We start from the raw sequence: 13,784 nt of genomic DNA, 5'->3' as shown, positions 1-13,784 counted from the left end.
GCCCGCAAGGGCAAGGCGAAGGGACGAGTATTCTTCCAAGAAAAGTTGTTTAGCTATAGCCAGCCGTAACCCGTACCGTAAACCGACACAGGTATCCGGGTAGAACATACCAAGGCGCTCGAGTGAATCACGGCTAAGGAACTCGGCAAATTAACCCTGTAACTTCGGGATAAGGGGAACCACAGCGATGTGGTCGCAGAGAAATGGCCCAGGCGACTGTTTAACAAAAACACAGGGCTTTGCTAAAACGAAAGTTGACGTATAAGGCCTGACACCTGCCCGGTGCTGGAAGGTTAAGAGGGGATGTTAGTCGCAAGGCGAAGCATTGAATCGAAGCCCCAGTAAACGGCGGCCGTAACTATAACGGTCCTAAGGTAGCGAAATTCCTTGTCGGGTAAGTTCCGACCTGCACGAATGGTGTAACGATCTGGGCACTGTCTCAGCCGTGAGCTCGGTGAAATTGTAGTAGCGGTGAAGATGCCGCTTACCCGCCACGGGACGGAAAGACCCCGTGAACCTTCACTACAGTTTTGCACTGACTTTTGGTAACTGGTGTGTAGGATAGGTGGGAGGCTATGAGTCGGTGTCGCTAGGCATCGAGGAGCCAACGTTGAAATACCACCCTCCGGTTGCTGGGAGTCTAACATTAGATTGGACAATGCATGATGGGTAGTTTGACTGGGGTGGTCGCCTCCAAAAAAGTATCGGAGGCTTTCAAAGGTACCCTCAGCACGCTTGGTAACCGTGCGTAGAGTGCAATCGCAGAAGGGTGCTTGACTGTGAGGCAAACAGGCCGAGCAGGCACGAAAGTGGGAGATAGTGATCCGGCGGTTTCCGAATGGAAGGGCCGTCGCTCAAAGGATAAAAGGTACTCCGGGGATAACAGGCTGATCTCCCCCAAGAGCTCACATCGACGGGGAGGTTTGGCACCTCGATGTCGGCTCGTCACATCCTGGGGCTGGAGAAGGTCCCAAGGGTTCGGCTGTTCGCCGATTAAAGTGGCACGCGAGCTGGGTTCAGAACGTCGTGAGACAGTTCGGTCCCTATCTGTGGTGGGCGTTGGAATTTTGAGAGGGCTTGACCTTAGTACGAGAGGACCGGGTTGAACCGACCGCTGGTAGACCAGTTGTTCCGCCAGGAGCACCGCTGGGTAGCCACGTCGGGTGAAGATAAGCGCTGAAAGCATCTAAGTGCGAAACTTGCCTCAAGATGAGAATTCCTATGAGAGCCGTCAGAGACGATGACGTTGATAGGCTACAGGTCTAAAGTTGGTGACAACAAAGCCGAGTAGTACTAATGCCTCCAAGACTTCTTTTTAAATTAACTTTATTGCTACTTAGGTATACTTTTCTGTTTTTCACATCACGTTCAAAAGAGGGAACACCTCGATAGGCATCGGAAGCTGACTCTACGGAGTCATCAACCAAAAGAGCCAATGGCGATCATAGGGCGGGTGTTCACCCCTTCCCATCCCGAACAGGGCCGTTAAGCCCCGCTCCGCCGATGATACTGGGTTTACCCCCGGGAAAGTAGGTAATCGCCTCCCCCTTATATTCTAACGACTCCTGCCGGGATGCAGGAGTCGTTTTTGCTTTTACTCCCTAGTCTAGATACTATAACTGTTCCCTTCACTGCAGCGTAATTAACATACTTACTGCTTGAAAAATACCAGTCTTATTACCAATAGGCTTTAGAAATACTTGATTCAAACAAAAGGCCTGCATTTTTTGCAGGCCTTTTGTTATTAAGCTTCTATACCGAATGTAGATTTTCGATTTTTCCATTTCCCTCGGGTGAAATCTGGAATTTGAATGGGGGCAGAGCCTTTTTTTATGGATTCTTCAGATAGAGGACTGATAGCTGACCAAGCTGCCGCGTCGTATACATCTATGGCTGGGCTGCGTTTTTCCTGAATGGAAGTGATGAATTCTCTGATTACAAAATAGTCCATGCCCCCGTGTCCAGCTCCCTGAGCATTGCTTTCCAGTTTCTTCCATAAGGGGGTGATCATATTGTTTCATATAGTCCGTATCTTTTTCCCATTGGTGGGGTTTAGGACTTTTCTTCTCAATATAAATCTGATCTCCTTCGTCCATCCATAAACCATTCGTACCTTGAACTTTGAATCCTAATGAGTAGGGTCTGGGGCTATTCGTATCATGGGTAACTAAGATAGTTTCTCCATTGACACACTTAATCATGGTTTGTACCTGATCTCCTAACTTGAATTTCACTTTCGCGTTTGGATGGTTTTCTCCGCCATTGTCTACTATGTATTTATGAAGTCCTAGTGGTTTAGTAGCCATGGACACCAAATACTGAAATTGGTTACCAGTATTAATATTGATCATTTGAGCAACCGGCCCCAATCCATGGGTAGGATAAATGTCTCCATTGCGATCAATAGAATGCTGGGTTCTCCATTTTGCCTCTGAAAATCCTTTCGCCCCGAATTCAACACCTCCTCCATACGCTTTTTTTCCATCATTAAATTTTACTTCTCTTAAATCGTGCTCGTAGCCGCATTCCAAATGAGTTAATTCTCCAAACAAGCCTTGTCTGACCATGTTCAAAGCTGCCATCACATCTCTTCGGTAACAAACGTTTTCAAGAATCATGCAGTGTGAACCCGTCTTCTCGAAGGTGTTAACCAGATCCCAGGATTCCTGAAGGGTAACGGTAGCCGAAACTTCTACTCCTGCATATTTACCACCTTTCATCACTGATACCGCCATGGGTACGTGCCATTCCCATGGAGTAGCAATAATAATTCCATCCAGATCATCCCGCTTGACCATGTTTTCAAAGTCATGGTCATTTTTGCCATACACTACTGCTTCTTTTCGTCCCGCATTTCGCAGCATTTTCTGGGTTATTTCAATCGTAGCAGGGTCAATGTCACAAATGGCATTGATTTCAACCTGTGGGAAAAGAATGGCATTCTTAACGTGTTCCCTTCCTCTTAAACCAACACCAATAAATCCTAAACGTACTTTCTGATCATTTACCGCTCCTTTAAGAATAGCTGGAGATAGAGCCATGCCTGCGGCTGTCAATGATATGTTTTTAATAAAGGTTCTACGGTTTTCCATACGATGGAGGTTAGTTAAGTGATGAATAATGAGCCTTGAGATAATTCTGAACCGTCAGAATATCCTGTTTATTGGTAAGGTCAGGAACGTTTTCGGATAGAGGGAACACGGCCACTTTTTCTATCGTAGCCAACTTATTAATTGCCGTGGGTAACTCTTTCTCATTACGCGTTGCATGGTAAGGAGTGGTTTCCAGGCAGGGAAGAATTTTTTCGGCTTCCACTACAAAAAGATTCATACTTACACCTACCCGCCCAGTTTTTTCAAGAATACTATCAATTTCTTCCTGACTGGGTTTTTCATGAATATCAATTAAGTTACCTTCTTCATCATTTCGGATGACCGCGAAAGCCTGGATTCTTTCCGGTGCAAAGCGTAAAGCTTCTCGATCGTAGCTGATCAATGCATTCGGCTTTTCACTGTTCCATAATACGTTTAATGCCTCTATGGAATACAGGTTATCGCTGTTACAGATGACCAGCCGTCCGATTTGCCAGTCTGGCGTTTGTTGCAAAGCTTGTAATACGGCATCGGCTGTTCCGGCTGGCTTTTGGCGATCTGCGGGAATGAACTGGCGGGCGTAGCGAAAAGATAACCCTGCATATTTTTGTTGGGTAGCCGCCGACTCGTAATACTCTTGCGTCAGTGCATCTTCGGGATGAAGTAGTAAAAGCACTTCATTAAAACCGGCATCCTGGGCATTTTTTAGTTGATAATCAATAAGTGATTGACCCGCCGAACCAACCTGAATCATACCTTTCGTTAAAGTATCTGCCTGCTGAATGAGTTGCTGATCCAATTGGATATTCTCGGCGGCTTTTTTCATGCGGGACGACATGCCTCCTGCAAGAATTAGTAATCGTTTATTCATTGGTTTACGTAAGAAGTAAATCAGTTGAACTAGTTATTTTCCAGGCGAACGCCTTCGTCAATCGTTATGATGTAGCTTTTTCCCCCTGCCCTTTCGATGGCTTCGGCTACTACTTCAGGCTTTTCGGGAGCGTAGGCAAACATGCATCCACCGCCGCCCGAGCCATTGATTTTAGCTCCCAGGGCTCCAGCTTCCAATGCATAATCAATCATGCGATTAATTTTAGGCGTAGAAATGCGTTTTGCTTCCCGCAGATTGAATTGATGAGCATTTAAAAGTTCTCCGAATGTTACCGGATCCGGGTCGGAAGATTGGAGCAGACGTTTCGCTTCCCGTAAAATGTCGCGGTCTGAAAGGTTGCCTTTTAAAAGAGTGTATTCATCCGAAGTAAGTAATGATTTATACTGCTCAGCTTTTGCTGCTGGATAGGTATGTAGGGAGAAAGACGGATCGGAAGCTTTGATCTTTTTGATAGCATCCAGCATTCCATACTTGACGTGCTTGAGAACACCAAGCGTGTCTTTGGCTTGTTGGGAGTCACCCAAGACGAATGTTCCTGAAATGGGGGGAAGCGTTTCGACGTACGGAGCTGGCTGCGATTCCAGATAAATGACATTTCCAAACGTGATAGAAGTTTGATCCATCCGACCACCGGGTTCTCCAAATTCTTCGACTTCCGCTTTATACGCTAAATCCGCTAAATCCAGTAGGGGTGTTCCCTGAGGGGCGAACTGAGCAAGAAAATAAGACCAGGCAACGACCAGGGCCGACGAACTGGATGTTCCGGCATTAATAGGAATCGAGCTCGTCAAACTTAGGTCAAAGCCGCTCTTCAGGGAGGCACCCTTTCGATGCCAGGCATTCAGGACACTTTTGTAATAATCCCTTTCATTTTCGTAAGGAATTTCTGGTTGAAGGTAGAACGATTCGTTCTGATCAATATCGGGTAAATCAATATGAATTTTTCGATCCTCCCGTGGCGTACCCGTGATTCGTAGTCGCAGGGATATAGCCGCTGCAATGACGGGCAAACCCAGGTAATCCTGGTGTTCGCCAAAGAGACAAATTCGGCCCGGGGCAGAAACGGTTAGAGTGTTAGACATAAGTGATGGTTCAAGAGAAACTCTGGACTAAAATACGCTAGAAAACAGAACAATTATCAGTGAAGCCTTGCCTGAAACGGGTAATTTCAGGCCTATTGAATTGCACATTCGTTTGCACAGAACTGAACAAACGAATGCACAAATTTTCAACAGATATAAAAAAAGAATGGATTAGGAAAGCGTAATAAGATCCGGCTGAAGAACAACCTTTTCAAATTCGGTTTTTGTACCGGAGATGGCATCCAGCAAAATTTGCGTGGCCTGGAACCCCATCTGATAGGGGTGTTGCTCCAGAGATGCTAATGGAGGGTGTTCAAGGTAAGCATTCATGGGAAGGTTAGCAAAGCTAACAAAGGAAATGTCCTTATTAAGTTGTAACCCTTTACTACGACAAACACCCATCGCATCCAGAGCCACATAATCATTGAAGGTTAAAACGGAGTCAGGTCGATTGGGCAACTCCAGTAAGGCCTGCATTTGTTGACGGGTTTCTTCCGAGCTTAAATTGGTGGATTGAATAAAGTTTTGCTGCAAAGGGATGTCTGCCTCCTGTAATGCCCGGAGGTAACCCTGGTACCGTTCCTGACTAGCCACCAGTGCCGAAGGACCGTTGAGTAAGGCGATTCGCCTGAAGCCTTTTTTGATTAAAAAGGAAGTAGCTTCGTAAGCTCCGGCTTCCATGTCACAACTAACCTGATGGGTAGTAATGGAAGGTGGAATACGGTCGAAAAGAACCAGCGGAATGTGGTGATTAATTAATTTCTGAACGTGATCAAATTGTCGGCTTTCCTTCGCAACGGATAAAATGATACCGTCTACTAGCTGATGGGATAATACTTCCAGCACCTGCTTTTCGCGTTCGTATTGATCGTGTGACTGATAAAGAGCAACGGTATATCCTTTCTGGAAGGCTAACTCTTCAATACCGTTAATAACTTTAGAGAAGAAATTTTCCTGAATTTCGGGTACTACTACGCCCAGCATAAAGGTTTTCCCACTTCGCAGGTTTCGTGCGGTCGTGCTGGGAATATAATTAAGTTCCTGAGCTAATTCCTGCACCCGCTCCCTCGTACGTAAGCCAATGCGGGGGTGGTTCTGCAAAGCTCTCGATACAGTAGAAGGAGAAATTTTTAACCGACGGGCTATTTCTTTAATCGAGACGCTCATAAATCCAGTGCTAAATGAATACGCTAAAGTATTCAAGATACTCAGAAAAAGCGGAATGAACTATAAAAAGAAACCCCGTCCAGATCTGAACGGGGCTCGCTTCGGTAAGGGTTGATTAATTAATATCCCGGATTCTGTTTCAGAGTCGGGGCACCATTTACATAGCTGTTATTGATTTCATCAACCGGAAGGGGGAAATACTCATGTTTTCCTTTTGTAAAACTGGCCCCATTGAGATAGGTCCGTTTTTTACTTTCTGCTTGCAGATAGGTATTCAACGTTTGATCGGCAATACCCCAGCGAACCAGATCAAAGAATCGGTGGCCTTCCATCGCAAATTCCAGACGCTGTTCGAAACGAACGGCTTTACGAGCCGCAGTCTGATTGGCAAAGGCAGATGAACCGCTAGGATATTCATTCACCACATAATTGGCGGCTGGTTTCCCATCGGAGGTCGTTACGTAAGTACTATTTTTCGCTCTCTTCCGAATCTGGTTCACGTAATCCTGAGCTTTCGTCAGGTTACCCGCTTCTACTTCACATTCAGCCAGCCAGAGTAACACGTGTGAATACTTGATCATGCGGTAATTGTTGGCAACCCGGCGTTTGTTGGTAGAGTGAGTATTGGTTCCTTCTTCGGCTTTATAATACATCCATTTTTTACCCGTATAAGGTCCTGAATAAGTCTGATCACGAATCCAGGTAACACCCGGCATAGGACCCCAGTCCAGGAATGGAATGCCCCGGCGACCTACGGTCCAATCCAGTCGTGGATCAAGCGGAGCCGTATCTGGCGTGAAAGAATCCGTAATCTTTAAACCCTGATCGCTTTTTAAATCGGTATCATTGAAAGTATCCAGCATGGGTAATCCGTTTCCATCCGTTTTAAATGCATTCACCAGGTTCAATGAAGGCAGGTAAAAACCGCAGCAACCCCCGCCGGGAGCCCCCGAAAAATAGGGCCAGTTTAACTCATCTCCTGCATTACCATTATTACCGTTGGTACCATCATTCACTGAGAACTGTACTTCAAAGATAGATTCTGCATTGTTATTCGTTGCTGCTTTGTAGTTATCATGGTAATCCACCAGGCGATACTTACCACTGGCCACGATGCTTTCCAGCAGGGGCTTGGCCGTAGAATACTTTCCTTCGAAAAGATAAGCTTTCGCCAGGTAAGCCATTGCTGCATATTTGGTACATCTTCCCTTTTGCGATTGCGTCTCAGGTAGGTTATCCATCGCATACTTGAAGTCATCTTCAATGTTAGACCAGATGTTTTTATCATTAGGCACCTTCACTGAGGTAGGGTCTGATGGATTGTAGATTTTTTCATCAATGTAAGGCACCATATTCCACATTTTCTTGGCTTCGAAATGGTAATGGCCTCTCAGGAAACGGGCTTCAGCAATTACCTGGGTTTTCTCAGCGTCAGTCATGTCGGTCGTTTTGGCTACCAATTGAATAACTTCATTGCAACGGGAAACACCATCGTAAACCACTCGCCACTTCCCCCGCATATGCACGAAAGCGGGCTGCACTTCATAGCGTTCGATCCCGGTGATTTCAGGCTGATCGCTGGCATCTGAACCTTTGTAGCAGTCATCGGAAGCAACGCCACCGTATACCCAGTTCGAAACCGCTCCGTGCCAGTTGGTACCTCCTGAACCAATTCCGTCCAGTAAAGAATAGGCTCCAATTAAGCTGGCATTCACTCCACTTTTGTTATTCAATTGCGTCACCAATGCTACCCCCTGAGGTTTCACATCAAGGAAGGAATCCCCGCAGGAGGAAAGAAGTCCCGCCATTACCAGAGAAACCGCGATTATATTTTTTTTCATAGGAATGTCTAAGTAGAATTCGTTTTACTTTAATCCAATAATTGAGAATTAGAAACTCAGGCGTAAACCCACAATCAGGTTACGAGATACGGGGTATGCTCCCTCATCCACACCCAAGTGGGTATCCTGCCCATTTTCCCCTGAACGACGCAAGTTTACTTCAGGATCAAGTCCGGTGTATTTGGTAATTGTGAACAGGTTTTGTCCCTGAACATAAATCTGTGACGTACCTAAACCCAGATTTTTCTGAAGAACCGAAGGAATGGTGTACGACAGTTGAATGTTTTTCAGGCGGAAATAAGAGCCTTTTTCTACGAAGTAAGTAGATACCTGAGCACTGGTAGCATCGGTAGAACGCAGTTGGGGAAGTAACGCGTCCGTTTTACCAGGAACCCATGAATCATACAGCATTCGTTTACTACGGTTACCCTGGAAAGTGTTGAAATCAGTCCAGTAACGCATGTAGTTAAATAGGTCATTACCCTGTACGCCCTGTCCAAATAAGGTCAGATCAAAGTTTTTGTAACCAACGCTAACGTTGAGACCATACGTAAAGTCAGGGTGGGGGTTACCAATGAAGGTACGGTCAGCAGAAGTAATCACACCATCTCCATTCACATCCCGGAAGATGAATGAACCGGCCCGGTTATAGGTTCCGAAAGCTGGAGGGGCATTCTTAGCCTGTTCGTCGGTTTGAAAAATGCCATCGATTACGTAGCCATAGAAGGAAGAGATCGGCTCCCCTACCTTCGTGGCACTCATCGCGGGCAGACGCGTACTGAAACCAAACTTGATTGACGAAGGGTCATCGTTAATTTTCAGTACTTTGTTTCGATAGGTTGAGAAGTTTGCACCAACCGTGAAACGTACTTTACCATCCAGAGCCCGGCCCATGTAGTTAAGCGAAAGGTCAACGCCCTTATTTTGCATATCACCTATGTTGGTGTAAGGAATCGTAGCCTGACCTAAGGTGTAAGGTACGTCGATCTGGCTCAGCATATCCTTGGTTTTCTTGATGTACCAGTCAAAAACGAACTGTAACTTATTGTTAAATAAACTGGCATCGAAACCTACGTTAGTCGAAGTGGTGGTTTCCCATTTACCCCGGTCATTACCGAATTGAACTAGGTCAAAACCAGGAACGATGGAAGTTTTGGCTCCGTTGATGTCATAGTGGTTTTCAACAGGTCGTGATTCATACAGGGTATAGGCGTTGTAAATGTTGGGAATGTTCTGGTTACCCGTGCTTCCCCAACCCACCCGAAGTTTTAAATCCGACAGGAAGCCTACCTCTTTTAATGCAGCCAGCTCGGACAAACGTAAACCAACGCTGGCGGCGGGGAATACGGCATAACGGTTTGCGGCACTGAAGCGGGAAGAACCATCACGACGCAGGGTAAAATCGGCCAGGAAAATATCTTTATAGGAGTAGTTCACTTTACCAAATAAAGAAAATAGCCGAGATCGGTTGGCTCCACGACCACTGTTTTGCAGACCCAGCGGGCTACCTGCATTCAGGTACAGATAATCAGGATCTTCGAAAGCGTAGTTACTACGAGTAGCATCAAAAATGTAATCATACGTAGCAATGGCTTCGGTACCCGCCAGTACGTTAATGCTGTGATCGCCAAAAGTTTTGTTATAAGTCAGGGTGTTATACCAGGTCCAGGAGTTATCGTAACGGTTTTCTACGCGAAGGTTATTCGTGTTACGAGCTTCGGGAGACTCGGGATCGAGTGGGGTAAAGGGAGCGAAGTTATAGAGGTTGTATTCAATCCCCAGACTGGTACGGAACGTTAATCCTTTCAAAAGATCAATATCCGCAAACGCATTACCAAACAAGTGAACGCCTTTGGTTACGTTGTCTTTATTCCGGTACAGTTCTGCTACTGGGTTACGGGCATTACCTAAGTTCGCCCCTTTAGCCCCGGCGAAGTTTCCGGCTACGTCATAAACCGGAATCAACGGATTCATCCGAACGGCGAAAGCAATGGGGTTCGATTCATCGTTATTAGTGATACCCACGCGTTCATCGTACGAAACCGTCAGGTTTTCACCCACCCGAATCCGATTTTTGAGCTTGAATTCGGTGTTCGCCCGCATTGAATAGCGTTTGTAATTAGTGTATTTCATGATTCCTTTCTGATTAAAATAATTGAAAGAAATCGCGTAAGCACCCTTATCCGTACCACCACTGGCTCCTAACTGGTAGTTCTGGATCAGGGCAGGATTGAAGATTTCCCGTTGCCAGTCCGTACCATTTTTGCTGGCTTTTGTAATCATGAATTTGGTTTTACCCAATTCAGGGTCTCGTAAATCGTGGGTATAATAAATGTAGTTGCCATTCCCATCCTGGGCCACGCGAGGATCGCCTTCAAAGGCCCCTGAAGGGTAGATGTAATCTGGAATTACAGGGTTGGCTCCGCTACCATACTGGCCGTGGCTAGGCGTAACCCCCACATTTTTAGCCGAAGCCCAGATTTGCTGACCCAGCTCCTGAGAATTCAGCAGGTTCAGGAATTTACCCGGACGTTGAATGCCCACGTAGGTATCAAAGGTAAGCTTGGGCTCTCCGGGTTTCCCTTTTTTAGTGGTGATGATTACTACCCCGTTTGCGGCCCGGGCTCCGTAGATAGAAGCCGCCGAAGCATCTTTCAGAACCTGAAGACTTTCAATATCATTTGGGTTAATGTTATTGAGCGTACCCTGCGTTGGAACGCCATCGACAATGTAAAGGGGAGAGTTATTATTGATCGTACCAAATCCACGTATACGAACCATCGTTCCACCACCGGGCGAGTTATCCGTACCGACGGTTACCCCAGCGGCCCGACCCTGCAAAGCCTGGGTTAAGTTAGCGGTTGGTAAAGCGGTCAGGTCCGCACCTTTCACAACCGTTACGGCTCCAGTAATGTCCTTTTTCCGTTGGGAGCCATAACCCGTTACGACAACTTCATCGAGAGCACGGCTTTCTTCCACCAGCGTTGCATTAATGATGGTCTGATTGCCGACGATGATTTCCTGAGATCGGTATCCGACTGCAGTAAACACCAGCACGTCGGAGTTACTATTCACGGCAATGGTAAAATTTCCATTATTGTCGGTATTTGCCCCTCGCGTTGTGCCTTTAAGCTGTACGCTTACCCCCGGCACCGATTGTCCGTCGATGGCACTGACTTTGCCGCTTACCCGACGATCTTGAGCATGAACCATTTGTACCATCCAGAATAGGATCGTACACATAAAAAGTAGTCGTTTTTTCATAGAGAGAGTAATAGATTAATAACTGAGGATATATTGCTCGCGGCGGTAATTTGTCTGCAATTATTATAAATTATTCTACGTATTGTCAAATTTTAGAGACGTACGAGTAGAATTGAGACGGTGTTTTTGAGGAAAATCTCAGCGAAGAGAACCAAATAAAAAAAGGATTTTATATATAAATATATCTATAATATTTTGAACTATATGTATAGGAGTAAGCCTCGCGATGGGTTAGCCAAAATTTTATTTCGTTTTAATAGTTATTAAAAATATTTTAAAAAATCTCAAAAAAATTATGAATGGAGAAGAATTGTTGAGGGCAAGACTGCCACTGAGAAAGCCGGATTAACCACGGGGGAGCTTACCTTTGCTGCAAGTTTTTAACTCAATTTTTTGATAAGCGTATGAAAAATCGTTGGCTATTGGGTGGCATGCTTCTGGTGTCACTGGCAACGCAGGCACAAAATCGGCTGACTCCTGAGTTACTCTGGAAAATGGGTCGGGTGACGGGCTTAGGTATTTCGAAAGACAAAAAGTTTGTGGTGTATGCGGTGAGTACACCTCAACTGGAGACTAATAAGAGTAGCCAAAAACTCTATAAAGTAGCTCTTTCAGGCGGGGAAGCTCAGGAAATTTCTACGACGGAAGGCCTGTTGGCTAACCCTAAAATTTCTCCAGATGGTAAGCATATTTTGAGTACTAAAGAAGTAAAAGTGCTTGACATTAAGGGTTCCGACAAGTATAAGGACTTACCCAAATCAGACGCTTACGTCTTTACGTCTTTAAATTATCGCCACTGGGATACTTGGGAGGATGGCTCTTTTGACCACATTTTTGTGGCTCCTTTAGTGAATGGGAAAGCTGGCGAAGCCAAAGATATTATGCCCGGTGAACCCCATGATTGTCCGCAAAAACCTTTCGGTGGTGATGAGGATTTCATCTGGAATCCTGACGGCAAGCGAGTGGTCTACGTAACAAAAAAGAAATTTGGAACGGATTATGCCGTAAGTACGAATACCGATTTATACGAGTACGATCTGACCACCGGAACGACGAAAAATCTGACGCCCGAAAATAAGGGCTATGATGTAAGTCCTGAGTACAATAATAAAGGACAGCTTGCCTGGCTGCAAATGAAACGTGATGGGTACGAAGCTGATAAACAGGATATTGTCGTATCTAATGGCGTTTCTACGATGAACCTTACCGCTCAGCGGGACGACATTCATGTGGAAGGTTTCAAGTGGAGTGAAGACGGAACAGCTCTGTTTTTCTGGGCTCCCATAGATGGCACGCTTCAGATTTTCAAGGTGACCTATCCAGGACTTACCAAAATGAACCCTTTGATTACTCAGGTAACCAAAGGAGATTTTGACATAAGTGGGATCGTTGGTCAGGTTGGAAATCAACTCATTGCCAGTAGAACGGATATGAACCATCCAGCGGAGTTAGTTTCCATTGATCTAACGAAGGGAACCATCCAAACGCTGACGCATGTAAACGATGCGGCTATGTCATCACTGGAAACCTGCAAAACCGAACGCCGCTGGATTACGACAACGGATAAAAAGAAAATGCTGGTATGGGTGATATATCCCCCTCAGTTTGACCCATCTAAACAATACCCTACGTTGTTGTACTGTCAGGGCGGACCACAGTCACCGCTGACGCAATCGTATTCTTTCCGTTGGAATTTTCAGCTAATGGCCTCGCAGGGTTACGTAATTGTGGCCCCTAATCGTCGCGGCATGCCCGGTCACGGTACACAATGGAATGAGCAGGTAAGTAAAGACTGGGGCGGTCAGGTGCTCAAGGATTATTTGAGTGCCATTGATGAAGTTTCGAAGGAATCCTTTGTGGATAAAAATCGTCGTGCCTGCGTTGGAGCGAGTTTTGGTGGGTATTCGGCCTTTGCTCTGGCGGGTATGCACAACAAGCGATTCAAGTCGTTCATTGCTCATGATGGCATCTATGATTTTCGCAGCATGTACGGTACCACCGATGAATTATTCTTTGAAAACTGGGAAAAAGGTGGTCCGTACTGGGATAAGAAAAACGCAGTAGCTCAACGTTCGTTTAGCCAGTCGCCCAGCAACTTTGTAGATAAGTGGGATACACCCATTTTCATTATTCAGGGTGGAAAAGATTACCGGGTTCCCATCGAGCAGGGTTTGCAGGCTTTTCAGGCAGCTCAGTTACGTGGCATCAAAAGTAAGCTGTTATACTTACCCGACGAAAACCATTGGGTACTGAGTCCCCAAAATGCCATTGTTTGGCAGCGGGAGTTCTATCAGTGGTTAGAAGAGACGCTGAAATAAGTTAGCCAAAGAGAGAGGTCTGGTTCAGGCCTCTCTCTTTTATTGGTAGAGGCGTAAAAATTAGTCCTTAGGTAGTGTAACCGTATGCATTTGTATACGAGTAGTGAAATAAAAAGACGTACAGTCCA

At 45.8% G+C, this 13,784-nt stretch carries 6 protein-coding genes, 2 rRNA genes and 1 pseudogene (1 of these 9 running past the window's edge); 3 read left to right on the top strand and 6 right to left on the bottom strand.

What is annotated here, in order from left to right; all coding sequences use genetic code 11:
* Both QE357_RS18330 and rrf read left to right on the top strand, forming a co-directional pair.
* Positions 1 to 1,317, top strand: a 23S ribosomal RNA gene (locus QE357_RS18330) (it extends 1,494 nt beyond the left edge of the window).
* 117 nt (positions 1,318 to 1,434) lie between these two features.
* Positions 1,435 to 1,546 (top strand): 5S ribosomal RNA (gene rrf, locus QE357_RS18325).
* A gap of 198 nt (positions 1,547 to 1,744) precedes the next feature.
* On the opposite strand, the pseudogene QE357_RS18320 reads toward rrf, so the two are convergent.
* From QE357_RS18320 to QE357_RS18295, 6 genes and pseudogenes are all read right to left on the bottom strand, one after another.
* Positions 1,745 to 3,092: pseudogene (locus QE357_RS18320) on the bottom strand (Gfo/Idh/MocA family protein).
* Between the two features lie 10 nt (positions 3,093 to 3,102).
* Positions 3,103 to 3,963, bottom strand: a complete 861-nt coding sequence (locus QE357_RS18315; protein ID WP_309710516.1) for a sugar phosphate nucleotidyltransferase — start codon at positions 3,961 to 3,963, stop codon at positions 3,103 to 3,105.
* 29 nt (positions 3,964 to 3,992) lie between these two features.
* Complete coding sequence (locus QE357_RS18310; RefSeq protein ID WP_309710512.1) at positions 3,993 to 5,066, bottom strand: galactokinase family protein; 1,074 nt, start codon at positions 5,064 to 5,066, stop codon at positions 3,993 to 3,995.
* Positions 5,067 to 5,237: 171 nt separating this feature from the next.
* Positions 5,238 to 6,233 (bottom strand): LacI family DNA-binding transcriptional regulator, encoded by a 996-nt coding sequence (locus QE357_RS18305; RefSeq protein ID WP_106637715.1) that lies wholly within the window; start codon positions 6,231 to 6,233, stop codon positions 5,238 to 5,240.
* Between the two features lie 119 nt (positions 6,234 to 6,352).
* Positions 6,353 to 8,074, bottom strand: a complete 1,722-nt coding sequence (locus QE357_RS18300; protein ID WP_106637716.1) for a RagB/SusD family nutrient uptake outer membrane protein — start codon at positions 8,072 to 8,074, stop codon at positions 6,353 to 6,355.
* Positions 8,075 to 8,122: 48 nt separating this feature from the next.
* On the bottom strand, positions 8,123 to 11,317 hold the full coding sequence (locus QE357_RS18295; RefSeq protein ID WP_309710504.1) for a TonB-dependent receptor: 3,195 nt from the start codon (positions 11,315 to 11,317) through the stop codon (positions 8,123 to 8,125).
* 425 nt (positions 11,318 to 11,742) lie between these two features.
* Between QE357_RS18295 and QE357_RS18290 the strand changes: the two genes are divergently transcribed.
* On the top strand, positions 11,743 to 13,656 hold the full coding sequence (locus QE357_RS18290) for a S9 family peptidase (protein ID WP_309710500.1): 1,914 nt from the start codon (positions 11,743 to 11,745) through the stop codon (positions 13,654 to 13,656).
* Positions 13,657 to 13,784 lie beyond the last annotated feature (128 nt).

This window comes from Siphonobacter sp. SORGH_AS_0500 (assembly GCF_031453245.1).
GTDB lineage: Bacteria > Bacteroidota > Bacteroidia > Cytophagales > Spirosomataceae > Siphonobacter.
Note: the sequence above shows the minus strand (reverse complement) of the source record. Positions and strands in the feature narration are given on the sequence as shown.